Below are 25,213 nucleotides of genomic sequence, written 5' to 3' on the forward strand. Positions count from 1 at the left end.
GCACCGCTGCGGTGCACCGGGGCCGGACCGCTGCGGTGCGGGCGGTTCCCGGGGTGCGGCGACCCCGGCGGGGCGCCCGTGCCGCAGGCCGAAACGCCTCCGCCTCCTCCCGGGCTGACCCGGCCTGCCGCACGCTCCCGGTCCTTCGGGCGGGTGACGGTGGCACGTCGTAGGCTGGGGACGCACCCGGCCGCGCGGCCGGAGACCACCCGGCCCGTGAGACGTGTCGGGTCGTTCGCGTTGCCCGCCCCCCGTAGTTCCGAACCCGGGATGGAAGTCCATGAGCCTGCACGGTCTGCTCGACGTCGTCGTCAAGGACGCCGCCCTCGCCGAGGCGGTGAAGGCCGCCGCCGACGGGAACCGTCCGCACGTGGACCTGGTCGGGCCGGCGGCGGCACGGCCGTTCGCCGTGGCCGCACTGGCCCGGGAATCGGGACGGCCCGTGCTCGCGGTGACCGCGACCGGACGGGAGGCCGAGGACCTCGCCGCCGCCCTGCGCTCCCTGCTCGACCCGGACGCGGTCGTCGAGTACCCCGCGTGGGAGACCCTGCCGCACGAGCGCCTGTCGCCCCGCTCCGACACCGTCGGTCGCCGCCTCGCCGTGCTGCGCCGCCTCGCGCACCCGAGCGGGGACGACCCGGCGGCCGGCCCGGTCAGCGTGGTCGTCGCCCCCGTCCGGTCCGTGCTCCAGCCCCAGGTCAAGGGCCTGGGGGACCTGGAGCCGGTGGCGCTCCGCAGCGGCCAGACGGCGGACCTGAACGAGGTCGTCGAGGGCCTGGCAGCCGCCGCGTACGCCCGGGTGGAGCTGGTCGAGAAGCGCGGCGAGTTCGCCGTGCGCGGCGGCATCCTGGACGTCTTCCCGCCCACCGAGGAGCACCCGCTCCGGGTCGAGTTCTGGGGCGACGACGTCGAGGAGATCCGTTACTTCAAGGTCGCCGACCAGCGTTCCCTCGAAGTCGCCGAGCACGGTCTGTGGGCGCCGCCCTGTCGCGAGCTGCTCCTCACCGATGCGGTGCGCGAGCGGGCGGCGGCGCTCGCCGAGGAACACCCCGAGCTCGGCGAGCTGCTCAACAAGATCGCCGAGGGCATCGCGGTCGAGGGCATGGAATCGCTCGCCCCGGTGCTCGTCGACGACATGGAGCTGCTGCTCGACGTGCTGCCGGAGGGAGCCCTGGCCGTCGTCTGCGACCCGGAGCGGGTGCGGACCCGGGCCGCCGACCTGGTGGCGACCTCGCAGGAGTTCCTCCAGGCCTCCTGGGCGGCGACGGCCGGCGGCGGCGAGGCCCCGATCGACGTCGGCGCCGCATCGCTGTGGGGCATCGCGGACGTGCGGGACCGGGCGCGGGAGCGGGGCATGGCCTGGTGGTCGGTGTCGCCGTTCGCGGCGGACTCCGGCACGGTCGACGGGGACGTGCTGGTCCTCGGGATGCACGCCCCCGAGGCGTACCGGGGCGACACCGCCCGCGCGCTCGCCGACACCAAGGGCTGGCTGGCCGACGGCTGGCGCACGGTGTACGTGACGGAGGCCCACGGCCCGGCGTCCCGCACGGTGGAGGTCCTCGGCGGCGAGGGCATCGCCGCCCGCCTCACCTCGCTCGACGCGAAGCCGGGCGGCCCGGCGGAGATCGCCCCGTCCGTCGTGCACGTCTCGACCGGCTCCATCGACCACGGCTTCGTCGACCCGGCCCTCAAGCTGGCCGTGCTCACCGAGACCGACCTCTCCGGCCAGAAGGCGGCCGGCAAGGACGGCCAGCGGATGCCGGCCAAGCGCCGCAAGACGATCGACCCGCTGACCCTGGAGGTCGGCGACTACATCGTGCACGAGCAGCACGGCGTCGGACGCTACATCGAGATGGTGCAGCGGACCGTGCAGGGCGCGACCCGCGAGTACCTGCTGGTCGAGTACGCCCCGGCCAAGCGGGGACAGCCCGGCGACCGGCTGTACATCCCGACCGACCAGCTGGAGCAGGTCACCAAGTACGTGGGCGGCGAGGCGCCGACCCTGCACCGGCTCGGCGGCGCGGACTGGACGAAGACCAAGCAGCGGGCGAAGAAGGCCGTCAAGGAGATCGCCGCCGACCTGATCAAGCTCTACTCGGCGCGGATGGCCGCACCCGGCCACGCCTTCGGCCCGGACACCCCGTGGCAGCGGGAGCTGGAGGACGCCTTCCCGTACGCGGAGACCCCCGACCAGCTGTCCACCATCGCCGAGGTGAAGGAGGACATGGAGAAGACCGTCCCCATGGACCGCCTGATCTGCGGCGACGTCGGCTACGGCAAGACGGAGATCGCGGTGCGGGCGGCCTTCAAGGCCGTCCAGGACGGCAAGCAGGTCGCGGTCCTGGTCCCGACCACCCTGCTCGTCCAGCAGCACTTCGGCACCTTCAGCGAGCGGTACTCGCAGTTCCCGGTGAAGGTGCGGGCGCTCAGCCGCTTCCAGACGGAGAGCGAGTCGAAGGCGACGATGGAGGGGTTGCGGGAGGGCTCGGTCGACGTGGTCATCGGCACCCACCGCCTCTTCTCCTCGGAGACCAGGTTCAAGGACCTCGGCCTGGTCATCGTCGACGAGGAGCAGCGCTTCGGCGTCGAGCACAAGGAGCAGCTGAAGAAGCTCCGGGCGAACGTCGACGTCCTGACGATGTCGGCCACCCCCATCCCGCGCACGCTCGAAATGGCGGTCACCGGCATCCGCGAGATGTCGACCATCACCACCCCGCCGGAGGAGCGCCACCCGGTCCTCACCTTCGTCGGCCCGTACGAGGAGAAGCAGATCGGCGCGGCCATCCGCCGCGAACTGCTCCGCGAGGGACAGGTCTTCTACATCCACAACCGGGTGGACTCGATCGACCGGGCGGCGGCCCGCCTCCGCGAGATCGTGCCCGAGGCGCGGATCGCGACCGCCCACGGCCAGATGTCGGAGCAGGCGCTCGAACAGGTCGTGGTGGACTTCTGGGAGAAGAAGTTCGACGTCCTCGTGTCCACGACGATCGTCGAGTCCGGCATCGACATCTCCAACGCCAACACCCTGATCGTCGAGCGCGGCGACAACTTCGGCCTCAGCCAGTTGCACCAGCTGCGCGGGCGGGTCGGCCGCGGCCGCGAACGCGGCTACGCGTACTTCCTCTACCCGCCGGAGAAGCCCCTCACGGAGACGGCGCACGAGCGGCTCGCGACGATCGCCCAGCACACCGAGATGGGCGCCGGCATGTACGTCGCCATGAAGGACCTGGAGATCCGCGGCGCGGGCAACCTGCTCGGCGGCGAGCAGTCCGGTCACATCGCGGGCGTCGGCTTCGACCTGTACGTGCGGATGGTCGGCGAGGCCGTCGCCGACTACCGGGCCTCGCTGGAGGGCGGCGTCGAGGAGGAGCCGCCGCTGGAGGTCAAGATCGAGCTGCCGGTCGACGCGCACGTGCCGCACGACTACGCGCCGGGGGAGCGGCTGAGGCTCCAGGCGTACCGGTCGATCGCCTCCGCGAATTCCGAGGAGGACATCAGGGCCGTCCGCGAGGAGCTCACCGACCGCTACGGCAAGCTCCCCGAGCCGGTCGAGAACCTGCTCCTGGTCGCGGGCCTGCGCCTGCTGGCCCGCGCCTGCGGAGTCGGCGAGATCGTCCTCCAGGGCTCCAACATCCGCTTCGCGCCGGTGGAGTTGCGCGAGTCCCAGGAGCTGAGGCTGAAGCGCCTCCACCCGCGCACCGTCATCAAGCCGGCCGTCCACCAGATCCTGGTGCCGCGTCCGACGACCGGGAAGATCGGCGGGAAGCCGGTGGTGGGACGCGAACTCCTCTCTTGGACCGGCGAGTTCCTGACGACGATCCTCGGCGGATGAGGTCCTGGGGCGGCCTGCGGGGGTCGGCGCCGGCCCGGCGTCCCCCGGCCGCCCGGGAGGGCGTGCGCCCGGGGCGTCCTGACGCCCCGGGGTGCGAGGCCCCGGCAGGTCCCCCGCGCCGCCCCACGGCGGCCTGAGCCGGGGTCCGGCCGCCGGGGGGGCGGTGAGGGTCGCCCCGGCCGCCCCGGGCTGGTGCGGGTCAGGCCCCGTCCGCCGTGGGGAGCCGGGGCGTCGCGCCCTCGAAGAGCAGTCCGGCAAGCGCACGGAAGTACTCCTCGGGGTTCCGGTCGCCCAGTGCCGCGTCCACGTTGTGGGTGAGCAGGAGCGTCGCGAAGCCGTGGGCGAGCGACCAGGCGGCGATGCCGGCGGTACGGGCATCGGGCACGTCCTGCAGGCCGGCGACGCCCGCGCGGAGTTCGGCGGCGGCGCGCTCCTTGGCGGCGAGGAGGTCCGGGTCGTCGGCGCGCAGCAGCTCGGGCTGGAACATGACCTGGAAGTGCGCCGGGTGGGCGGCGGCGAAGCGGACGTAGCGCACCCCGCGTTCGTCCAGTCCGGGCGCGCCGGCGAGGGTTTCGGCGAGGAGCCCGTACCCCTGGGTGGCGATCGCGGTGAGCAGGCCCGTGCGGTCCTTGAAGTGGTGGGCGGGAGCGGCGTGCGAGACGCCCGCGCGGCGGGCGAGGTCGCGCAGGCTCAGCGCCCCGGGCCCCTCGGCGGCGATCACGTCGAGGGCGGCGGCGAGGACGGCCTGTCGCAGGTCGCCGTGGTGGTAGGAGCTCCGGCTCGTCATGGCAGCAGCCTAATCCCCATCTAGTCATTGACAAGTTCAGCCCCACGGGCGCAATCTTGTCAGTGACAAGTTAAGGCGGGAGAAGTGAGGGAGGACGTCATGGACCACCACGAGTCCGTGGAACCCGGGCGCGTGCGCCAGATGTGGCACCTGCTGGAGCCCCTGCACGCCCTGCTCTACTACGCCCCCGAGGCCCACGACGAAGCCGCCGCCCTCGGCCACGCCACCGAAGAGCGCTGGCCCTCCTACTTCGCCTGGCGCGCCGCACCCCTGGGCCCCGCGGGCCCGCTCCGGGTCGCCTCCGCCTTCTACAGCTTCAGCCCCGCCATGGTCGCCCGCTACGTTCCCGCCACTTGGGCCGCGGCCTCCCCCGCCGAGGTCCTCGCCGCCCGGCTCCGCGCCGTCGACCGGGCCTACCGCTCCGTCCTGGGGGAGGAGGCGGTCACCGGCCCCGCACTCGCCGAGGCCGCGGCCCTCGCCCGACGGGCGGCCGGGGCCGCCCGCACCGAAGGACGGCCGATCGCCGCGGCCAATGCCGAGCTGCCCTGGCCGGAGGCTCCGCACCTGGTCCTCTGGCAGGCCGCGACGATCCTCCGCGAGCACCGCGGCGACGGACACCTCGCCGCCCTGCTCTCCGCCGGGCTCGACCCGGTCGAGGCGCTCGTCTCCTTCGCGGCGATCGGCGCGGCGCCCGAGCCGGTCTTCGAGAGCCGCGGCTGGACCGCGAGCGAATGGGCAGCCGCCCGCACCCGGCTGGCCGCCCGTGGCCTCCTCGACCCGCAGGGCGTGGCCACCGAGGCCGGCCGCGCCCTGCGCGCCGAGGTCGAACGCCGCACGGACGAGCTGGCCGCCGCCCCCTGGGCCGCCCTCGGACCGGAGGACACCGCACGCCTCGCCGAGTTGCTCGGAGGGCCCTGGCTGGCGGTCATCGGTTCCGGCTTGCTGCCCGCCGAGAACACCCTGGGCATCGGCAAGGCGTGACCCGTCGACGGGCGGGACGGAGGGGAGGCGGAGCGGGGAGCGGGACGGGCGGGGAGCAGGACGACCGGGGAGCAGGACGACCGGGCAGGGGACGCGGGAGCGGGGATGCGGCCCTGCGGGAACGTTCCGTCCTAGGATTCCAGCGTGCTGACGCATCGGAAGACCTCCGCCGCACCAACGCTCGCCCCCGCCCCCGCCCCCGCCGCCGTCGCGCTCGCCCTCGCTGCGCTCCTCCTCGCCGCCTGCTCGCCCGGTACGGACTCCCGGGGTACCGGCGAGCAGACCGCCTCGCCCGGCACGGCCCTCGCCGCCGTGGACGCCCTCACCGTCCGCGGGCGCGCCCCGAAGACCGGGTACGAGCGGGACGAGTTCGGAAGCCCCTGGGCGGACGTCGACGGCAACGGCTGCAGCACCCGCGTTATCTCTATGGCTCGCGCCGTGATGGAGCTGTTCTCGCAGCGTAAGTGGGGTGTGGTCGGCTGTGCTTAACGAGAGGCACATGAGTCACAGGTCGCTGTGTACGCGCGGGAAGAGGGCGGCCCTCGCGGTCGCCGTTGCCGCCGCGCTCGTCGCGGGCTGCGATGCCCTGGAGTCGGGCGGCAGCTCTGCGGAGCCCGGACCAGACACCACTACCGGGCAGGCTGCGAGCCCGCTGACGAATCCGGACGGAACGAAGCCGGGACTCGGTGCGCTCATGTCGGAGGCGGAAAAGGCCAACGCGCGCAAGCTCATCGGCGAACTCACAGTCAAGGGGCGTGGGTCGAAGACGGGCTACGCACGGGACGAGTTCGGCTACGCGTGGATGGACACGGCGGACGGCGTGCCGCTGGCGAGGAACGGTTGTGACACGCGGAACGACCTGCTGAAACTCCACGGACGCAACGTTCGGTTCCGCGCCGGTTCCGACTGCGTGGTCGTCTCGATGGACCTGTACGACCCGTACACCGGCAAGGACATCGCCTGGAAGAAGGCCAAGGCCACCGAGGTACAGATCGACCACGTGGTGCCGTTGTCGTACGCCTGGCAGATGGGTGCCTCGCGTTGGAGCAAGGACAAGCGGGAGCGGTTGGCCAACGACGTGCTGAACCTTCTGCCGGTCTCGGGCTCCACGAACTCCGCCAAACGGGACTCGGGCCCGGCGTCCTGGCTGCCGCCGAACAAGTCGATCCGCTGCTCGTACGCGGTGCGGTTCGCGCAGGTGGCCCTCAAGTACGACCTCGCGGTGACTACGGCGGACAAGGCGATGATGTTGAAGCAGTGTCAGGACTGACAGCATCCCGATGGCCTTCCCTGCCGGGGGCTGCAGGGCCTGTGCCGGACGCGGTGGTTAAGGTGCGCAGTCATGGATGCTGCCGATCTCGACCGCCAGGCCCGGACAATGTCCGGTTGCATTCCTCCGCTCCTGGTCTCCCAGCTTCTTGAGCTCGGCCACAGTGAGGAGGTGGAGGTTCAGGCCAGTCGTGGGGAATGGTTCTGCGCGCGGGAGTGGGCGCGGCTGCTCGGTGACCAGGGTCGGCAAGCCGAGGCGTTGGAGGTGCTTGCTCCGTACGTTGCCACGGGCTGGTGGCCGGCCGCCCGGACCGAGGCGGAACTGCTGGAGAGCTGGGGGCGGGCAGAGGAGGCGATCGCGCTGGCCCGGCCGTACGCCAGCACGGGAGGGATCCCGCTGGAGTTCTTCGCGCGCCTGCTGGCCCGGCACGGGCGTATGGACGAGGCGGTCACTCGGCTGAGTGCGGGAATCGACGACCGGCTTCTTGCCACCGCTCTGGTCGACATCGCCGAAGGAGCAGGCCGGGACGAAGACATCGCCGCGCTGCTCGCTGTCCGGATCCCGGCCCAGCACCGGTGCGATAGCCCGTGGTGCTGCCGCGGTCTCAACCCCGACACGGCAATCGGGCTGCTAGCCACGATCCGTGAACGCCAGGGACGCGTCGACGAAGCGATCGCCCTGCTGGGTACTCGGCAGCACACCACCTCCGTCAACAACCACGACCAGCTGGCCGACCTGTTGGCGAGACACGATCGGATCGAGGAACTGCGTGCGTACGCGGCGACCGAGTACCTCGGTCATGCTGCGCGGCGCCTGGCCGAGGTGCTGGAGGAGCGCGGTGATGTGGAAGGCGCGATCGCCGTCTACCAGCAGTCAGGCGACTCACCGATCCACCAGCGCCACGGCGCGGTGCAACAGGCGCAGCTCCTGGCACGGCATGGCCGAGGGGGCGAAGCGGTCGATGTGATGCGGGTCCTGGCCGAGGCCCACAACGGGGATGACTGGATCCTGCATACGTGGTCCAACCTGTGCCTCGACCAGGGCCGCCCCGAGGACGGCCTGGCGCACCTCGACGCCCTTGCTGCCGCGCGCGGGGGCGAGGAGGACTGGGACCTGTACTGGATACGGCTGCCGCTGATCGCCGCCCGTGACGGCGTCGATGAAGCGATCGCACGGGCCCGCTCCCACCCCGAGGGCGCCACCTCGTACGCGGCGCCGCACATCGCTGAGCTGCTCGCCAGCGCTGGACGCGCCGAGGAGGCTGTTGCCGTTCTCGAACAGCACGCCTTCGCGAACAGCCATGACCTGGCTGGCCACCTCATCGACCTGGGTCGCGTCAAAGACGCTGTCGTACTCCTCCAGCAGCGTGAATCCGAGCCGGTCGCACCTATCTGGACCGGCTCGCTCTTCAACGATCCCCCATTCTGACTCCGCCTCTCACGGCTGTCCGGTAGACGACACTCAAGCCGGACAGCCGCGGACTGCGGCAGGAGAGCGCGGGCTACGGAGTCGGAACGGACCGCATGGCACGGCGGAGACTGGCTCTCGCGGCGGTGAGGTCGTCCTCCGCCTCACGCAGTTGGCTCTCCAGGGCGGCGATCTGATCTCTGGCCTCTGACAACGCTTGCTCCAGCGCGGTATTCCGGTGCTCGATCTGCTGTACTCGCTCGATCAGTCCGTGCTGGTTCACGCCCTCCAATTCGGCGCCGAGTGACAGCCTGACCCGGTTACGGAGCCGATCGCGCTCCTTCTTGAGGTCTTTGATCTCTTCGCGGGCCAGTGCAAGGTCCGTCCGCAACCCGGCCGGAGACACCTGGGACACTTCCGGAGTGCGGGATTTCTGGTGACCCCGCGTTCGCTGGGCGGTGATGCCGTCCTGAACGGCCTGTTGCACCTGAGGCTGGTTGTAGACGAACCACGTGGATACCGAGGCCTGCCGGGCTACTTGAGCGACGGTGATCCGTCGTCCCGAGCGGAGAAGACCGTCCACGGCGTCGAGTGCACGCCTGGTCTTGTCTTCGCTGTCCTTGGCGCGGCTGACGCGCAGCCGCTCGACCCGGGCGTTCCGGTCGTTGCCGCCGGAAGCAGCAGGGATTTTCATTCTGAACTCCGTGTCGTCAGCGTCTGTAGAGGAATGAAGGCCGCTGCCGAACGTGCCTTGCGCAGCTCGCGTGAGGCGGATTCGACGGCGGCCCGCTCCTCGGCGGGCAGCGCGTCGAGCTTCCGCTGCATCTCGTCGGCCGACTTCGAGTAGGCGCGGATCTGGTCATCGAGATTGCGCACGACCCAGTCGGCGGCCTCCATCGCCAGGGCGGCTTCCTTGTCGGCGCGCAGGTCCGCGATCTGCTGTTCCAGGGCGGGGAGGTAGGAGGGATCGGGGCGGTAGAAGTCGTATCCGGCGCACTGGAAGCGGATGCGGCAGTGGCCGCCGCCGGCCTTCACGTTGCTCGGCTCGGTGCAGCCGCCGTAGGGAACCCCGACGCTTTCCACCTCGTAGGCGAGGGGATCGCCGAATCCGCGGGCTGCTCCGTGCCGGTCGACGGCGAGTGCTGCGACCGTTCGCACGGCCTCCTGCTTTCGGCTGAGGGAGACCTTGTAGTAGCCCATGGTCACGTCCAGCGAACGGTGGTCCATGAGTTCCCGCAGCACGTCGGGGCGGGTGCCCGCGTCCGCATGACGCTGGGCGTACGCGTGGCGGAAGCCGTACGGGACGACCTGGGTGCGGTCGTAGGCGAGAGGGGCGCCGTCCTCATCGAGCTGGTCGCCCACAAGGTCTGGGATCAGTTCGTCGACCCAGTTCCGAAAGATCCGGTTGCAGAAGTGCGAAGTGTTCAGATGCCCACGGCGCGGACGGTTGCGCTGTCCCGGCGAGGGAAACAGCCACTGGGCGCAGGCCGGTACGGCTGGTAGCGCATCGAGCTCTTTCTGCCAGGTTTCGATCAGTTGGGCGGTGCTCTCCGAGATGGGCAGCCGACGGCCGTGGCGTCGCCGCTTGTGGTTGTCGTAGATCAGCGTCGGTTTGCCGTCGACCCGCTCCAGGCAGTCGCGGTGCAGGCTGGTGACCTCGCCCGGACGGCGGCCGGTGTCCCGGAGGACCGCGTAGACGACCTGGTACATCCGCGCGAAGTCGGCGGCTGTCCAGCCGCCGCTCGCGTACCCCGTCGAGGTGCCCAGCAGACCGAGGTGCACGTCGAGCTGGGCGATGACGTGCTCGGGGATCGCACGGCCGAGTTCGTCCTCGGTCACTTCCACGGTGGCGATGCTGTGGAAGCGGGGGTTGAGCGCGAACCCACCGGGCACGTGGTCCATCATCCCGGCCTGACGGGCGTATTCCAGGAACGTGCGCCAGTGGCGGAGCAGGGCTCTGCGGTGGCTGGTGGAGTAGTCGTGACCGTCCTCGGGACGTTTGGTGATTCGGAACATGTCCACTACGGCGTTCATGTCAGCCATGGCGAGGAGCCCCGGCTCATCCCCGTGGGGGCGGCCTGCCAGCGCGGAGGACGCGATGGTCGCCGCGTAGACGGTCTGCCGTAGGTCCATGACATTGGGGCGTGCCGTGCGGCCGTACTCCTTGACCAGTTCCCGCAGCCAACGCTGCCGTACCGGACGGAAGTCGATGTCGCCGTGGACAGCGGCATACCTGCGGCCGCGCCCTGCCGTCAGCCCGATGAGAGCGCACTCCCATACGTCGCCCGAGGTCGGATCGGTGCCCTCGAACTCGACGCGTGCGCGTCGGACGTGCAGGAGAACACCGTTCAGGACGCCGGAGGCCGCAGCCGGAAGCCCGGAGGAGAAGGAGGCGTCCAGGTCGAGGAGCGAGCCGAGTCCGGCGGGGAGGGCGGCCACAATGCGGCGTATCCGCTGGGGGACCAAGCTGATTCCGGCGTCGTCGCGCTGCTGGAGCCCGTACAAGAGTTCCTGGCGGACCGCGGGGCTCACACCCGCGAGCGAGAACTGGGAGACGCCCGGCATGGCCTCGTTCGCGGAGGTGTTGGGCCGGCGGCGGGACGGGTCCGGGATGTGTGTGGCGTCGAAGTCCGCGGGATTGCCCAGAAGATAACGGGCTTTACGGCAGGCGTCGCAGCGGGATCCGTTACTCGCTACATGGGTGCAACAGGCGCCTACGGAGCAGACGAACACGCTGGTCGTAGGGTTGCCGGGATCGGCGGTGAAGAGCGCCTGAACGGGGTCCCACTCACCCGTGCGCCAGTCCGACGGCAGGCGTGCCGCGAGCCACGACGACCACTCCGGGACACCGGGGACGGAGGGAACGGCAGGGGAGCGGAACAGCGCAATGGTCATCGCAGCAGCTCCGGCGTGAGACTTTCGACGGCCGCGACGGCTGCGCGGAGATCCTCGTCCTGGGCATGCAGGTACACGGCCGTGCTCGCCGAGGAGGCGTGCCCCAGGAGGGTTTGTACGACGTCCGGAGCGACCCCGTTGCGGATCCAGCGAGTGGCGGCTGTGTGCCGCATCATGTGTGGTCGGGCGGTGAATCCGCAGCGCTTCCCGATACGTTCGATCACCTGCTTGGTGTTGGAGTAGGAGAGCGGGCGCCCCGCGTGGACGCCGACGAGATTGAGGAAGACGTAGTCACAGTCGGTGGATCCGACTACCTGTTCACGCTCGGCGAGATGATCGCGGTATCGGTGCACTATTTCCGGCGTGAGCGGAACCATGCGGGGGCGCCCGGCCTTGGCCCGTGCCCCGTTCACGTTGTCCTGACGGGGCCTGACGTGCAGGTGCGCGCCACCGGTTTGGCAGCCCAGGTGTGTGGAGTCGGGGAGCAGATGCATGTCCTCACGCCGCAGTCCGAGGGCTTCGCCGATGCGGAGTCCTGCTTCCACCAGGACGGTCAACAGCAGCCGGTCACGCGCGGTGCGAGCGGCATCGATGACCTGTTCCGTCTGGACGCCGGTGAGCGTCTGCGGTGCCCGCTCGATCTCCGGCGCCTTCAGGACGCGGGCTTTGACCATCAGGTGCTGGCCGCCCTCTCCGGGATCGAAGCCGCCCGGGGCGTGGGCGAGGAAGCGCGGTTCGCTGAGACGTTCGGCGACTTCGTGAGCCACATGTCCCTGAACGGCGCAGAAGCGGAGGAACTCACACACCGCAGTGAGCGTGGCGTTGACCGTCTTGCCGGACGGAGGCCGCCCGTACTGGGTCGGTGTCCGCTCGACGTGGAACTTGAACAGACTCATGTCCCCGAGCCGGACGGTCCTCCAGTCGGTACCCCGCTCTGCGCACCAATTGAGGAAGCGGCCGATTCTGGGGATGTACGCGCGCTGTGTCTGCGGTGACCGCCCGGCTCCGCGCAGGTACAGGGAGAACTCACGGGCTTCGGGGTGGGGCGCGTACGTCTCCTCGTCGACCAGGAGCCAGGTGATCTCGCCCGTGCTGGGTGATACGGCCTTCTCTGTGCATAACGTCATGGATCTACTTCCTGTCTCCGAAGTCGCTCATGTGCCTCACGGCATGACCGATAACGGTGAGGGACAGGAGTGGGTCACGGCTGTGCCTCATGTGCATCGCATCTACGAAGGAGCTGCAGATAACCCGCGAAGACGTGTTGAAGCGAGACCTGGCCGGCGTCCGCTTCACGGACGGCCACTGCAAGGTCGCCTCCGGCACCCTCACCGACGACCCCTATACCGGCACCACCGTCACCTACGTCCGGGGGCGCAGAAGTGGGACGCCGAGACGCGCCGCCGCTTCGCCAACGATCCGCTCAACCTCCTGGCCGTCGACTCCGCCACCAACCGCCGCAAGTCCGACGGCGACGCCGCGAGCTGGCTCCCGCCCAACCAGGCGTACCGCTGCGCCTATGTGGCCCGTCAGGTCGCGGTCAAGAAGAAGTACGGGGTCTGGGTGACGGCGGCGGAGCGGGACGCGATGAAGCGGGTCCTCGCCGGTTGTCCGCAGCAGAAGCTCCCGTAGCGTCCGGAAGGCGCGAAAAAACGTTTGGGCGACCAGGCGGGTGATCTTTACCGTGACCGCATGGACCTGAACGTCACCACCCTCGCCGAACGTCCCGAACTCGAAGGGGCGATGTGGTCCATGAAGGACCTGTGGCCCGAGTTCATGCTCTACGACCCGGTCGGCTGGGCCACCATGGGCCGGATCGTCCGGGAGCTTCCGGAGTACGTGCTCGTCGCCACCGACGCCGCGGGCGCGGTCGTCGCCCGTGCGTTCAGCGTGCCTTTCCGGCTCGACGCGGAAGGCCGCGGAGAGCTGCCCGCCCGCGGCTGGGACGAGGTCCTCAACTGGGCCTTCTCCGACCTGCGGCACGGCCGGGAGGCCGACACCGTGAGCGCGATCGAGGTCACCGTCCACCTCGACCACCTCGGCAAGGGCCTTTCGCACCGGATGCTCGCGGCGATGCGGGAGAACGCCGCCGCGCGCGGCTTCTCCGAGCTGGTCGCCCCGGTCCGCCCCAACGGCAAGCACCTGGAGGCCTCGGCCCCCATGCACGAGTACGCCTTCCGCACCCGCGAGCCCGACGGCCTGCCGCACGACGCGTGGCTCCGCGTCCACGTGCGCGCGGGAGGCGTGATCGAGTCGGTGGCCCCGGCCTCGATGACGGTCTCCGGCTCCGTGGAGCAGTGGCGCGAGTGGACCGGTCTGCCCTTCGACACCGACGGCCCCGTCGAGGTCCGGGGCGCCCTGGTGCCGGTCCACTGCGAGCTCGCGCGCGGCTACGCGGTCTACGTGGAGCCCAACGTGTGGGTCCGTCACCGGCTGTGAACCACGGCCCGGAAGGGCATGCGCGAGGGGGGCCGCTCCCCTGTGGCGGCCCCCCTCGCGCACGTGTCGTGGACACGATTGGCGGGGTCAGTCCATGGCGACGACGTCCTTCGCCGCCGGGACCTTCGCCTCGACCGGCTTGCCGTACTGGGAGAAGGCGATCGTCCCCGGCTCGTCGCCACCCTTCGTCTCGATCTTCAGGACGTAGGGCGTGCCCTCGGTGGCCACGTAGACGGTGCTGGTCTCGCCGCCGTCGCCCGCTTCCGTGAGGGCCAGTGCCTTCTGGCCGCCGACGGTGGTCTCCGCGCCCTTCGTGATTCCGCTCGCACCCGGCTCGAACGCGGAGAGCAGGTCCTTCAGGTCACAGAGCGCCAGCATGTCCTTGTTGTCGGGGTCGGAGGCGGGCGACTTCATCCAACGGCCCCGGAGCTCCTTGAGGGTGGCCTCCTGCACCTCGGGGGTCTCGTCCTTGACCTGCTCGCGCAGGAAGGCCTCGTCGAAGCGCAGGTAGACGTTCTCGTCGCCGGCGGCCTTGACCAGCTCGGCCGTGTTGGTCGTGTCCAGCGTGAGCGTGCCGGTGCACCGGCCCTGGGTGTCGAGGGAGAGGTAGCCCTTGGTCGGCTCCTCGGCGGACTTCAGGTCGACGTTCACGGTGAGGGACTTCGCGCTCTTCGTCGCGGCGAAGGCCTTGTCGACGATCTGCGAACCGGACAGCTCCCCGAAGGGACCGGTCGGCTTCGCGTCGGCAGGGGCCGGGCCGCAGGCGGCGGTGCCGAGCGCGAAGGTCGCGCACAGGACGGCCGCGGCGGCGGTCCGGCGGGAACGGGGGGTGTGCGGGGCGGCGTGCATGGTGGTGTCTCCGGGGCGATGCTTCGGGGGCGGGGGCGGGGGCGGGGGCGGGGGTGGAGGAGGACGGGGGGAGGGGCCCCGAAGGGCCCCGATCCTCGTGGTGCGGGTGCGTGGGACTGCCGGGCCGACCGGGGTCAGCCGATCTTCAGCTCCCACTGGGAGGCGTCGTAGTCGAGGCCGGGGCCGACCTCGACGGTGAGGTTCTTGGCGTCCTCGGGTGCGTCGAAGGCGAAGGTGGCGGTGGCCTTCTTGCCGGGCTTGAGGGTGCCCTCGAAGCCCGCGCCGACCTTCTCGTCGAAGATCTCCTCCGCCTCGACGCCGTCCTCGCCGGCCCGTCCGGTCAGCGTGACGAGGACGGTGTCGAAGTCCTTCTTGCTGCCGTTCTCGATGACCACGGTCACCTGGTACGCCTTGTTGCCCTCGGTGTGGCCGACCGCGAACTCGCTGGGGGAGTACGCCTTCGGGTCCGAGACCGTGACCTTGAGGTCGTCGTCGTAGACCGAGGTGTCGCCGTCGGCGAGGTCCTTGGCGGGCTGGTCGGTCGCCGCGGGGTCCGCCGCCGGCTCCTTCGCCGTCGGGTCCTGCGGGGCGGAATCGTTGATCGCCTTGTCGATCTCGTCGACCGCGTCGCTGACCGCCGTGAACGTGATGACCGCGCCGACGACCGAGAGGATCAGGGCGGCGAGTCCCAGGATCGCGCCGGTCAGCGTCACGCCCTTGTTGTTGGCCTCGCCGCGCTTCACCCGGCCGTTGCCGACGAGCCCCAGGACCAGGGCGGTCAGGCCGAGGATTCCGGCCAGCCAGAAGAAGAGGGGGATGAGCCCGGAGACCGTGCCGATGATGCCGAGGATCAGGGCCGCGGTGCCGAGGCCGTTGCGCATGAGCCGCGGGGCGGCGGTCGGCTGCACCTGAGGGTCGTACGACATGGGTGTGTCCTCCCGGACGATGGGGATGCCTCGTTCGATGAGGCAATCACAGCAGAGCCTGTGAACCGAGTCAACATTGTTCACTGGAAATGAATCGACTCGTGCTGTGAAGTGGTGCGACGCGTGTTCATCGCTAGGATTGACGTCACAGCCGGATGGCGAGCCAGGGGAGTTGGGTCACGTGTCGGAGAACGCAGCGGAGGCGGGTGTGGGGCGAACGGGGGAGGGCGAAGGCGGCGCGACCGAGGAAACGGGCGAAGTCACGGAACGGCACGCGGCCGAAGCGGACGCCACCGGAACCAGCGCCGCCGAGGTGACCGCCGCCGGGATCGCCCGGCTCGCCGGGGTCGGCCGGGCCGCCGTCAGCAACTGGCGCCGTCGCCATCCCGACTTCCCCAAGCCCGTCGGCGGCACGGAGAGCAGCCCGTCCTTTGCCCTCGCCGAGGTCGAACGCTGGCTCCGCGCCCAGGGCAAGCTGGCCGAGGTCCCGCTCAGGGAGCGCGTCTGGCAGCAGGTCTCGGGCCATCCGGCCGGCGCCGTCACCGCCCTCGTCCACGCGGGCTGTGCCCTCCTCCTCGTGCGGGACAGGTCCGCGGCCTGGCCCGCGCTGGCCGAGCTCCCCGATCAGCGGTTCGCGGAAGGGCTGCCCATCGCCCTGGAAGAGAAGCTCACCGAGCGCCTCGGCCCCGAGCGGGCCGTCCACACGCCCACCGCACCGGCACTCGCCGTCTCCGTCCCGCTCCTGCGCGGGGTCGCCGAGCTCGCGGCGGAAACCGGGGTCCGTGCGGCCTTCGAGTTCCTGCTCGGCCGTCACCTCGACGCCAACCCGCGCCAGTACACGCTCACCCCGCCCGGCCCCGCCGCCCTCATGGCGGCGCTCGCGACCGCCCCGAGGAACCAGGACGGCGTTCCGCTCACGGTCCTCGACCCCGCCTCCGGGACCGGCGGACTGCTGAGCGCGGTCGAGCGGCCCGGCGCCGTCTGCGGTCAGGACGCCGATCCCGACCTCGCCGCGCTCACCGCCCTGCGCCTGGCCCTCGCCACCGACGCCGACATCCGCGTCAGGTCGGGCGACAGCCTGCGCGCCGACGCCTTCCCGACGCTCGCGGCAGATGTCGTCCTCTGTCACCCACCCTTCAACGAACGGAACTGGGGACACGACGAGTTGGCTTATGACCCGCGCTGGGAGTACGGCTTCCCGGCCCGCACCGAATCCGAGCTCGCCTGGGTCCAGCACGCCCTGGCCCGCCTCCGCCCCGGCGGCACTGCCGTCCTCCTCATGCCGCCCGCGGTCGCCTCCCGCCGCTCGGGCCGTCGCATCCGCGCCGACCTGCTCCGCAGGGGAGCCCTGCGCGCGGTCGTCGCCCTCCCGGCCGGTGCCGCTCCCCCGTACGGCATTCCGCTCCACCTCTGGGTGCTCCGCAGGCCCGTTCAGGGCGAGCGCCCCGCCGCCGAACTGCTCCTCGTGGATGCCGCGTCCGAGCAGACGGGCCCGGGCCGGGAAGGCCGCGACCGGCTGGACTGGCCGGCCGTCCACTCCGCAGTGCTGGACTCCTGGACGCCCTTCGAACAGGACGGGACCGTCACCGGGACCCCGGGCGCGAGCCGGTCCGTACCGGTCATCGAACTCCTCGACGACGACGTCGACCTCGCCCCCGCCCGCCACCTTCTGCCGCCGGCCGCTGCCGAGGGCGCGGCCCAGTTGAGCGGGGTGCGCGAGCGGCTGACCGAAACCCTGCGCCGGACCCGCGAACTGACCCCGCCTCCCCTCGCCGACCCGGCCTCCGGGGGTTCCGGGAGCGGCCGGCCCACGACCACCGTCGGTGAACTCGCACGCGCCGGTGCCCTGGTCCTGCGTGCGGGCGGCGTCGGCACCGCCCCCGCCGCCGCCCCGGTCGCGGTCCTGACCGACCACGACGTGCTCGCCGCCCAGCAGCCTTCCGGGATGCTGCCCGACGGCCCCCCCGAGGAGCCGGTCCTGCTCGCGCTCGGGGACGTCGTCGTTCCGGTCCTCGGCGGCGGTGCGGCCGTCCGGGTCGTCGACGCCTCCGCCGAGGGCGCCGCACTGGGCCGCAACCTCCAACTGCTCCGTCCCGATCCCGCGGCCCTCGACCCCTGGTTCCTGGCCGGCTTCCTCCGGGCCACGGCCAACACCCGGCAGGCCAGCAGCTACGCCTCCACCGCCACCCGGCTCGATGTGCGCCGCCTCCAGTTGCCGCGCCTGCCGCTGGTCGATCAGCGTCGGTTCGGGGAGCGGTTCCGGGAGCTCGCCGCGTTCGAGGAGTCGCTCCGGCTGGCTGCGCGCCTCGGGGACCAACTGGTGCAGGGGCTGTACGACGGCCTGGCGGACGGCACGGTGGCTCCGTGAGTTCCCGCTGCTGACCCCGTCCCCGCCCTGCTCCTGATCTGCCCGCCCTGCTCCTGATCTGTTCGACAACGGTTCTGACCATCCCGGAGCCCTTGTCGGCAGAGGTGTATACGCTCGTCTCCGCACCCGATCCGTTCGAGCAGGAGCAGCAGGATGTACGGCCCCCCGCAGGCCCCGCAGGCCCCGCAGCCGCCGAAGAGCCCCGTCTCCGGCGGCCGTATCGCGCTCCTCGTCCTCTTCTCCGCCTTCGCCCTGCTCAGCTGCGGCTTCCTGGCCTGGGTGCCGCTGCTGCACCTCGCGAGCGTCACCCGCCGGGCGCGCGACTGGGTGCTCTTCGGCACGGTCTTCCTGCTGTCGGTGGGCCTGTTCGCGTATGCGGCGGCCACCGGGGACGAGGACCCCGGCACCGTCGAGTCCTTCATCGGCGTCGGCGTCATGGTGCTCCTGGTGGCCGGCTCCCTCACCCACTACCTGGTGGTGGAGCTCCGGCAGCTTTCCGGAGGCGGCGCGGCCACGCCCCCGTACCCTTCGACGGGGTACGGGTACGGCACGGCCGCCACGGTGCCGAGCGCCGGCGGAGGCGCCCATCCGTACGCCTACGCACCGCCCGCGCCCCAGCCGCCCGCGATGCCGGCACCCCCGCAACCCGCCGTGCCCGGACACCGGATCGACCAGGTCCGCGCCGAGCTCGACGAGCTCAGCGACCTGCTGAGGAAGGACGCCTCCGGGAATCCACGGGAAGGTGACGGCGGCAGGTGAACGGGCGGGTCATCGGGGGGCGCTACGAACTCGCCACCGTCATCGGGCAGGGCGGGATGGGGCAGGTCTGGACGGCGTACGACGGCCGCCTCGACCGCCGGGTCGCGGTGAAACTGCTGCGGCCGGCCACCATGACCGGCCCGGCCACCGCGGCCGAGGAGCTGCGGCGCCGCTTCGTGCGGGAGTGCCGGGTGACCGCGCAGGTCGACCACCCCGGTCTGGTGACCGTGCACGACGCGGGCAGCGACGGCGACGACCTCTACCTCGTCATGCAGTACGTGCAGGGCGCCGACCTCGCCGACCACCTGGCCGAGCACGACCCGTACCCCTGGGAGTGGGCGGTCTGCATCGCCGCGCAGCTCTGCGCGGTGCTGGCCGCCGTGCACGCGGTCCCGATCGTCCACCGCGACCTCAAACCGCGGAACGTGATGGTGCGTCCGGACGGCACGGTGACCGTCCTCGACCTGGGCGTGGCCTCCGTCCTGGACACGGACACCACCCGGCTCACCCAGACCGGCTCGCCCATCGGCAGCCCGGCGTACATGGCCCCGGAGCAGGCCATGGGCGGTGCCGTGGGCCCCGCCGCCGACCTGTACGCGCTCGGCGTCCTCCTCCACGAACTCCTCAGCGGGAACGTTCCCTTCCAGGGCTCGACCGCGCTCGGCGTGCTCCACCGGCACCTGTACGAGCCGCCCGTGCCGCTCCGACAGCTGCGGCCCGAGGTCCCGGAAGCACTCGAAGCGCTGGTGCTGCGACTGCTCGCCAAGGACCCGCAGGAGCGGGCGTCCGGCGCGCACGAGGTGTACGAGCACCTGCTGCCGCTGCTTCCCGCGCGCGGCGCCCCGGCCGGCCCGATGGACCCGACGCGCCCGTTCCTGCGACCGCACGCACCCTGGCCGGAACGGGCGGCGGCCCGGGCCGCCGCGGTTCCGCCGGTGCCGGCACCGCCCCTTCCGGTGCCCGCCCCGCCGTCGACCCCCGCGCCGGTGCCGCCCCCGCCGAACGATCCCCGGACCGACCCGCGGGTGTTCGCGCGCGGGGAACCGCCGGCGCGCACTGACGTCGCCGCGGCCGTCGACGAGGTGAAGCGGCTGCTCGCGGAGGGGTCGCTCACCCAGGCCGTGGACATGCTCGGCGGCCTCCTGCCCGCTGCCGCGGCCGAGCACGGCGAGCGCTCGCCGGTCGTCCGCATCCTGCGCAAGCAGTACGCGTCCACGCTGATGGACGACGGCCAGTACCGGCGCGCACTGCCTGAGTTGCGCCGGCTCGCGGAGGACCGCGCCGCGGAGGCGGGTCCGGGGGACCCGCAGCTCCTGCAGTTCCGCCATGACGCGGCCCTGTGCCTGGAGCAGTTGGGGGAGACGGCCGCGGCGCTCGCGGAGTTCCGTGCGGTCCTCCCGCACTACGAGCGGGAGCCGGCCCGGGCCTTCGACGTCCGGCAGCGGATCGGGCTGCTGCTCCTGGCCGCGGGCGAGTACGCGGCGGGGCAGGACGAGCTCCAGCGGCTGCTGTTCGACGCGGAGCGCGCCTACGGCCCGTACCACCACCTCCCGGTGGACCTGCGACGGGCACTGGACCACCAGCGGCAGCTGGGGCAGCGGCCCTGAGGGTCCGGGGCGGGGCCGCCTTCCGGGGAGCGCCGGTGCTCCCGCCCGCGGTCGGTCCCGGTCCTTTCGCGGCCGGTCCCGGCCCCGGGAGGGTCCCGTACCGCAGCCTCTGACGAGGCGACAGGATCACGACTCGACAACTGATGGGGAAACGATTCCCCATGATCCTTTTTGTCGTTTTTGTTAGATGTAACGTTCGCGTTTGATCGTTTCCATCTCTTCGAGGAACCCACATGACGACGCCCCCCGCTCCCGCCACCCCCGAGCAGCAGCCCGCTGCTCCCGCCAAGAAGGGTGGCGCCCTCCTCAAGAAGGTCGGCGGCGTCGTCGTGGCGATCGTCGTCGTCGTTGCCGTCAAGCTCGGCTTCCCCTACCTCAAGGGCGACACCCCGGTGCACGCCAAGGCCGGCGAGTGCGTCGTGGTGACCGGTCCCGAGAACAACCCGAAGGTCGACGCCGCGGACTGCTCCTCCGGCAAGGCCGACCTCTACAAGGTCATCAAGGTCATCGACAACACCTTCGACCTCGAGAAGTGCGGCGAGGTCGGCCAGGTCGCCCTCGCGCAGCAGTGGGACGCCGACAAGTTCGTCCTCTGCATGGACGAGGTCCCCGCGAAGTAGTCGCACGCCTCCCGCGACAGCGACGAAAGGGCCGGAACCCCTGGGGTTCCGGCCCTTTCCTCTGTTCCAACGTACAGCGCACGGGGGGCCTTGCGGCAAGGCCCCCGTCGTGGCGCAGAATCGCTCCTCGACGACATCCAGAAGCTGTGAAAACGGGGTAATCACGACGTGTCATCTCTGATCGCCGAGGTGTTCGATCTCGCCGGCACCCTTGCGCCCAAGGCCGACCCGGCGCTCATCGCCGCCGATGAACGGCACTTCGCCGCCATCGCCGCCTGCCTCGACGAGTCGATCGCCGAACTGTCGGCGCGACTGGACGCCGAACGGAAGGCACCCGGGGGCATCGGCCGGGAGGCGATGGACCGGGACGCGGAGATCCACCGCCTCAGCGGCCGGCTGCGCACGCTGCGCCGCTTCGGGCTCGACCTCTGCCTGGGCCGGGTCGTCGGCGAGGACGGGGCCGAACCCGTCTACATCGGGCGGCTCGGACTCACCGACGGCACCGGTCGCCGACTCCTCATCGACTGGCGCTCCCCGGCGGCGGAGCCGTTCTTCGCCGCGACGCACGCCCGTCCGATGGGTCTGGCGAGCCGCCGGCGCTACCGCTGGACCGGCGGCCGGATCACCGACTACTGGGACGAGGTCTTCACCGCCGAGGGCCTCGAAGGCCACGCCGCGCTCGACGACCAGTCCGCCTTCATCGCCGGACTGGGCGGCAGCCGCTCGCCCCGGATGCGTGACGTGCTCGCCACCATCCAGTCCGACCAGGACGCCATCATCCGCGCGGGCTCGCGCGGCGCCCTCGTCGTCGACGGCGGCCCCGGCACGGGGAAGACGGTCGTCGCCCTGCACCGCACCGCCCACCTCCTCTACTCCGACCCGCGCCTCGGGCACCGCCGCGGCGGAGTCCTCTTCGTCGGCCCGCACCAGCCCTATCTGGCGTACGTCGCCGACGTGCTGCCCAGCCTCGGCGAGGAGGGCGTCCGCACCTGCACCGTGCGGGACCTGGTCGCCGAGGGCGCGCGGGCGGCGACCGAGACCGACCCCGAGGCGGCCCGGCTCAAGTCCTCCGCGGACATGGTGGGGGCGATCGAGAAGGCCGTCCGCTTCTACGAGGAACCGCCCGCCGAAGCGATGACCGTCTCCACCCACGGGACGGACCTCCGGCTGAGCGCCGCGGACTGGGCGGAAGCCTTCGACGCGGCGGAACCGGGGACCCCGCACAACGAGGCCCGCGACCAGGTCTGGGAGCACCTGGTCTCGATCCTCTTCGACCAGTACGACGGCGAGGAGGTTCCGGAAGAGCAGTTCCGGAAGGCGCTGCGCCGGGACCGGGAGCTGGTCGGTGCGCTGCACCGCGCCTGGCCGATGCTGGAGGCGGCCGACCTCGTCGGCGACCTCTGGACGGTCCCCGCGTACCTGCGGCTGTGCGCGCCCTGGCTGACCCCCGACGAGGCGAAGCGCCTGCGGCGCGCGGACCCCGGGGCGTGGACGGTCTCGGACCTCCCGCTCCTGGACGCGGCCCGACAGCGGCTCGGCGACCCGGAAACGGCCCGGATCCGGCTGCGCCGCAAGGCGTCCGCCGCCGCCGAGCGCGAGCGGATGGCCGGGGTCATCGACAGCATCGTCGCGGCCGACGCCGACGGCGAGGGCGCGGTCACCATGCTGCGCGGCGAGGACCTCCGGAACAGGCTGGTCGACGAGGGGGCCCTGCCGACCGTCGAGCGGGAGCCCCTGGACGGCCCGTTCGCGCACATCGTGGTGGACGAGGCGCAGGAACTCACCGACGCGGAGTGGCGGATGCTGCTGCTGCGCTGTCCGTCGAAGAGCTTCACCATCGTCGGCGACCGGGCCCAGGCCCGGCACGGCTTCACCGAGTCGTGGCGCGAGCGCCTGGCACGGGTCGGCTTCGACCGGATCGACCTGACCTCGCTGAGCATCAACTACCGCACCCCGGAAGAGGTCATGGCGGAGGCCGAGCCGGTCATCCGTGCCGCGCTCCCCGACGCCAACGTGCCGACCTCCATCCGGGCCAACGGCATCCCCGTCGTCCACGGCGAGGTCGCCGGGCTCGATGCGGTACTGGACGCCTGGCTCGCCGAGAACGCCGAAGGCGTCGCCTGCGTCATCGGCGCCCCCGCCCTCCGCGAACGCCCCCGCGTCCGCTCGCTCACCCCCTCGCTGGCCAAGGGCCTGGAGTTCGACCTGGTCGTCCTCGTCGATCCGGAATCCTTCGGTGAGGGCATCGAGGGCGCGGTCGACCGCTATGTGGCGATGACCCGGGCGACCCAGCGCCTGGTGGTCCTCAGGAGCGCGTGACCGGCGGGGGAGGGCCTTCGGGGCTGCCGGGCGGGACGGGGAGCGCTGGTCGTCCGGTCGCCCGAGGGCGAGGGCGAGGGAGCGTGCCCCGGCCGGCTCCGGTCAGGCGACCAGCGGCCGGTTCTGGGTGCGGAGCAGGCGGAACGCCGCCACGGCCGGCAGGGCGATGCCCGTGAGGACGAGGGCGAACAGCGCGGTCGGGTCCAGGCGGTAGGCGAGGAGCAACCCGCCGAGGGCGATCACGAGCGGTGTCGCGAGGGTGAGGGCGGTCGCGAGGGTCTTGGTGCCCCGGTCCCAGGCGTCCGAGCTCCACAGCAGGACGAGTCCCGCGATGAGGACGGCCACGGCGGGGAGCGGGTCGGCGAGGCCGACGAGTCCGGTGGCGCCGATCAGGACGGCGGTGATGACGTTCCGGGGCTGCGGCTCCAGCCTCGTGGCGGTCGTGGCGGTCGTGGCGGTCGTGATGGTCGTGGCGCTCGGGGTGGCCGGGGTCTCGGGCTCCTCCGCGCGGGCCGCGGCGACGATGGTGGAGGGGCTGCCGAGTCGTTCGAGGGCGGCTCGGACCGCTTCCGGCCCCGGCTCGTCCCCGATGGCGACCGCGAGGTGTTCGCGCAGGTCGGCGAGGAGCTCCTCGCGGCGGCCGGCGGGCAGGAAGGACGCTTCCCGCTCGATCGTGGCGAGGTAGTCGGTCACGAGGGGGTGCTCGGTTCCGGTCATGAGGAGCCTCCGTGGGGTGCGGTCAGGAAGTGGTCGACGCCGTCGCGGAAGCGCGGCCAGCTCTCGGCGAACGCGGCGAGCGCGGTCCTGCCGGGCGCGGTGAGGGTGTAGTAGCGGCGGGCGGGGCCGGTGGCCGACTCGCGGAGCTCGGTGTCGACGAGGCCGTCGCGGCGCAGTCGGGACAACAGGGGGTAGATCGTTCCCTGGCTGGTGGTCATGACGCTGACGGCGGCCAGTTCGTCGAGGATCTCCACGCCGTAGCGCGGGCCGTCGCGGAGCAGGGCGAGGACGCAGTACTCCAGGACGCCCTTGCGCAGCTGACTGGCGACCTTTCCGGTCACCTCTGATCTTGCTTCGCCAGGAACCATGCAATGCAAGATACCCTCGACGGGGATGCCGATCAACGGAGGCGCGGGCGGCGGTCCGGTGCGGGACCGGGAGGGTGTCCGAAGGGGCGGGAGGGTGTCCGAAAGGGCGGGAGGCCGTCCGTCGTGGGCGGGCGGCCTCCCCGGCGGGCGCCCGTCACCCTTCCGCGGCGTCCTCGGCCTCCCAGCGCAGCAGGTCGCCCGGCTGGCAGTCGAGCACCTCGCACAGTGCGGCGAGCGTCGTGAAGCGCACCGCCTTGGCGCGGCCGTTCTTGAGCACCGCCAGATTGGCGGGCGTGATGCCCACGCGGTCCGCGAGCTCGCCCACGGACATCTTCCGCCTGGCCAGCATCACGTCGATGTCGACGGTGATCGGCATCAGATCACCTCGTCCAACTCGGCCTCCATCTTCGTCGCTTCGGCGTCGCGCGCGACGGCCTGGGCGAGCAGCATGCGCAGCACGAGCACGATGAGGGCGACCCCCAGGACGGCCAGGCCGATCCCGCCCATGATGAGGGTGACGCCCGGGTCCTCCCGCTGACCCGGCGCATTGACGGCCGTGACCGCGAACCACAGGAGGGCGGCCGTCACGATCGCGCCGATCACGCCGTCCACGTACCGGAAGGCGGCGTGGGAGAACACGGTCCCCCGCCGGACCATCGTCACCAGTCGCCAGACGCAGACCAGGGCCACCTGGGCCGCTCCCATGCCCAGGATCGTGATCACGCGCAGCGGGGTCAGCGGCAGCGATCCGTCCGCCGGGTCGGTGGCCAGCATCCACACCATTCCCGCCTGTCCGCACACGGTGCCGACGAGCACCACCGCGAGCACGGCGCGCAGTGCACCCACGGTCAGCTTTCCCATGTCCCGTCCTTCCATCGATTCACGATGGAAATCTATCGAAAATCGATAAGTCCAGCAAGAGGTGAGGAGGGGGCGGGGAAGGGCGCGGCGAGACGGGCGGACGGTGCGGCCGGCACCGGGGCGATCGCCGGGTCCTGACGGTCCGACACCCGATGGAAGGACCGGTTCCGGGGTTGACGCGGGCCCGGAACGAGCCGACACCAGGGTG

At 71.7% G+C, this 25,213-nt stretch carries 21 protein-coding genes and 1 pseudogene; 12 read left to right on the top strand and 10 right to left on the bottom strand.

Translation table 11 applies throughout. From position 1 onward, the window contains the following. Positions 1-280 precede the first annotated feature (280 nt). Positions 281-3,832 (top strand): transcription-repair coupling factor, encoded by a 3,552-nt coding sequence (gene mfd / locus ACFW22_RS20400; RefSeq protein WP_386406450.1) that lies wholly within the window; start codon positions 281-283, stop codon positions 3,830-3,832. A gap of 199 nt (positions 3,833-4,031) precedes the next feature. On the opposite strand, the gene ACFW22_RS20405 is transcribed toward mfd, so the two are convergent. Beyond that, positions 4,032-4,619 carry a TetR/AcrR family transcriptional regulator gene (locus ACFW22_RS20405; protein ID WP_386406453.1) on the bottom strand — a complete coding sequence of 196 codons (588 nt, stop codon included), beginning with the start codon at positions 4,617-4,619 and terminating at the stop codon, positions 4,032-4,034. Between the two features lie 99 nt (positions 4,620-4,718). On the opposite strand from ACFW22_RS20405, the gene ACFW22_RS20410 reads away from it, so the two are divergent. From ACFW22_RS20410 to ACFW22_RS20425, 4 genes are all read left to right on the top strand, one after another. Continuing rightward, complete coding sequence (locus ACFW22_RS20410; protein ID WP_386406456.1) at positions 4,719-5,600, top strand: hypothetical protein; 882 nt, start codon at positions 4,719-4,721, stop codon at positions 5,598-5,600. Positions 5,601-5,744: 144 nt separating this feature from the next. Beyond that, positions 5,745-6,089: a hypothetical protein gene (locus ACFW22_RS20415; RefSeq protein ID WP_386406459.1), complete on the top strand. Its 345-nt coding sequence runs from the start codon at positions 5,745-5,747 to the stop codon at positions 6,087-6,089. 10 nt (positions 6,090-6,099) lie between these two features. Continuing rightward, positions 6,100-6,870 (top strand): HNH endonuclease family protein, encoded by a 771-nt coding sequence (locus ACFW22_RS20420; protein WP_386406462.1) that lies wholly within the window; start codon positions 6,100-6,102, stop codon positions 6,868-6,870. Positions 6,871-6,942: 72 nt separating this feature from the next. Next, complete coding sequence (locus ACFW22_RS20425) at positions 6,943-8,298, top strand: hypothetical protein (protein ID WP_386406465.1); 1,356 nt, start codon at positions 6,943-6,945, stop codon at positions 8,296-8,298. 73 nt (positions 8,299-8,371) lie between these two features. Here the strand turns inward: ACFW22_RS20425 and ACFW22_RS20430 are convergent, their stop codons facing one another. The 3 genes from ACFW22_RS20430 to ACFW22_RS20440 are packed head-to-tail and all read right to left on the bottom strand — an operon-like array spanning position 8,372 to position 12,299. Continuing rightward, positions 8,372-8,971: a DUF6262 family protein gene (locus ACFW22_RS20430; RefSeq protein ID WP_386406468.1), complete on the bottom strand. Its 600-nt coding sequence runs from the start codon at positions 8,969-8,971 to the stop codon at positions 8,372-8,374. Beyond that, positions 8,968-11,172: a tyrosine-type recombinase/integrase gene (locus ACFW22_RS20435; protein WP_386406471.1), complete on the bottom strand. Its 2,205-nt coding sequence runs from the start codon at positions 11,170-11,172 to the stop codon at positions 8,968-8,970. Before ACFW22_RS20435 ends, ACFW22_RS20430 begins: the two co-directional genes overlap by 4 nt. After that, the gene (locus ACFW22_RS20440; protein WP_386406474.1) at positions 11,169-12,299 is read right to left on the bottom strand and encodes a tyrosine-type recombinase/integrase; all 1,131 of its coding nucleotides are present in this window, start codon (positions 12,297-12,299) and stop codon (positions 11,169-11,171) included. Before ACFW22_RS20440 ends, ACFW22_RS20435 begins: the two co-directional genes overlap by 4 nt. 122 nt (positions 12,300-12,421) lie before the next feature. Between ACFW22_RS20440 and ACFW22_RS20445 the strand changes: the two are divergent. Then, positions 12,422-12,804: pseudogene (locus ACFW22_RS20445) on the top strand (HNH endonuclease family protein); the annotation flags it as partial. A 60-nt stretch (positions 12,805-12,864) separates the two neighbouring features. Then, on the top strand, positions 12,865-13,611 hold the full coding sequence (locus tag ACFW22_RS20450; protein WP_386406477.1) for an N-acetyltransferase: 747 nt from the start codon (positions 12,865-12,867) through the stop codon (positions 13,609-13,611). Positions 13,612-13,698: 87 nt separating this feature from the next. Here the strand turns inward: ACFW22_RS20450 and ACFW22_RS20455 are convergent, their stop codons facing one another. Both ACFW22_RS20455 and ACFW22_RS20460 read right to left on the bottom strand, forming a co-directional pair. Further along, positions 13,699-14,460 carry a hypothetical protein gene (locus ACFW22_RS20455; protein ID WP_386406480.1) on the bottom strand — a complete coding sequence of 254 codons (762 nt, stop codon included), beginning with the start codon at positions 14,458-14,460 and terminating at the stop codon, positions 13,699-13,701. Positions 14,461-14,594: 134 nt separating this feature from the next. Continuing rightward, positions 14,595-15,386: a DUF4190 domain-containing protein gene (locus tag ACFW22_RS20460; RefSeq protein WP_386406483.1), complete on the bottom strand. Its 792-nt coding sequence runs from the start codon at positions 15,384-15,386 to the stop codon at positions 14,595-14,597. A 313-nt stretch (positions 15,387-15,699) separates the two neighbouring features. Here ACFW22_RS20460 and ACFW22_RS20465 point away from each other — a divergent pair, with 313 nt between their 5' ends. The 5 genes from ACFW22_RS20465 (at position 15,700) to helR (ending at position 23,059) form a co-directional block, all read left to right on the top strand. Continuing rightward, the gene (locus tag ACFW22_RS20465; RefSeq protein ID WP_386406673.1) at positions 15,700-17,754 is read left to right on the top strand and encodes an N-6 DNA methylase; all 2,055 of its coding nucleotides are present in this window, start codon (positions 15,700-15,702) and stop codon (positions 17,752-17,754) included. A gap of 153 nt (positions 17,755-17,907) precedes the next feature. After that, the gene (locus tag ACFW22_RS20470) at positions 17,908-18,513 is read left to right on the top strand and encodes a hypothetical protein (protein WP_386406486.1); all 606 of its coding nucleotides are present in this window, start codon (positions 17,908-17,910) and stop codon (positions 18,511-18,513) included. Continuing rightward, the gene (locus tag ACFW22_RS20475) at positions 18,510-20,120 is read left to right on the top strand and encodes a protein kinase (RefSeq protein WP_386406489.1); all 1,611 of its coding nucleotides are present in this window, start codon (positions 18,510-18,512) and stop codon (positions 20,118-20,120) included. Before ACFW22_RS20470 ends, ACFW22_RS20475 begins: the two co-directional genes overlap by 4 nt. A 233-nt stretch (positions 20,121-20,353) precedes the next feature. Beyond that, positions 20,354-20,740, top strand: coding sequence for a hypothetical protein (locus ACFW22_RS20480; protein ID WP_386406492.1), 387 nt, complete (start codon positions 20,354-20,356; stop codon positions 20,738-20,740). 168 nt (positions 20,741-20,908) lie between these two features. After that, positions 20,909-23,059, top strand: coding sequence for an RNA polymerase recycling motor ATPase HelR (gene helR, locus ACFW22_RS20485; RefSeq protein WP_386406495.1), 2,151 nt, complete (start codon positions 20,909-20,911; stop codon positions 23,057-23,059). 102 nt (positions 23,060-23,161) lie between these two features. Here the strand turns inward: helR and ACFW22_RS20490 are convergent, their stop codons facing one another. From ACFW22_RS20490 to ACFW22_RS20505, 4 genes are all read right to left on the bottom strand, one after another. Then, positions 23,162-23,776: an HAAS signaling domain-containing protein gene (locus tag ACFW22_RS20490; RefSeq protein ID WP_386406498.1), complete on the bottom strand. Its 615-nt coding sequence runs from the start codon at positions 23,774-23,776 to the stop codon at positions 23,162-23,164. After that, positions 23,773-24,144, bottom strand: coding sequence for a PadR family transcriptional regulator (locus ACFW22_RS20495; RefSeq protein WP_386406501.1), 372 nt, complete (start codon positions 24,142-24,144; stop codon positions 23,773-23,775). The genes ACFW22_RS20490 and ACFW22_RS20495 overlap by 4 nt, the downstream gene beginning before the upstream one ends. Positions 24,145-24,298: 154 nt before the next feature. Then, complete coding sequence (locus tag ACFW22_RS20500) at positions 24,299-24,520, bottom strand: helix-turn-helix domain-containing protein (RefSeq protein ID WP_386406504.1); 222 nt, start codon at positions 24,518-24,520, stop codon at positions 24,299-24,301. Then, on the bottom strand, positions 24,520-25,005 hold the full coding sequence (locus ACFW22_RS20505; protein WP_386406507.1) for a DUF2975 domain-containing protein: 486 nt from the start codon (positions 25,003-25,005) through the stop codon (positions 24,520-24,522). The genes ACFW22_RS20500 and ACFW22_RS20505 overlap by 1 nt, the downstream gene beginning before the upstream one ends. Positions 25,006-25,213 lie beyond the last annotated feature (208 nt).

Source organism: Streptomyces sp. NPDC058872 (assembly GCF_042743065.1).
Classification (GTDB): domain Bacteria; phylum Actinomycetota; class Actinomycetes; order Streptomycetales; family Streptomycetaceae; genus Streptomyces.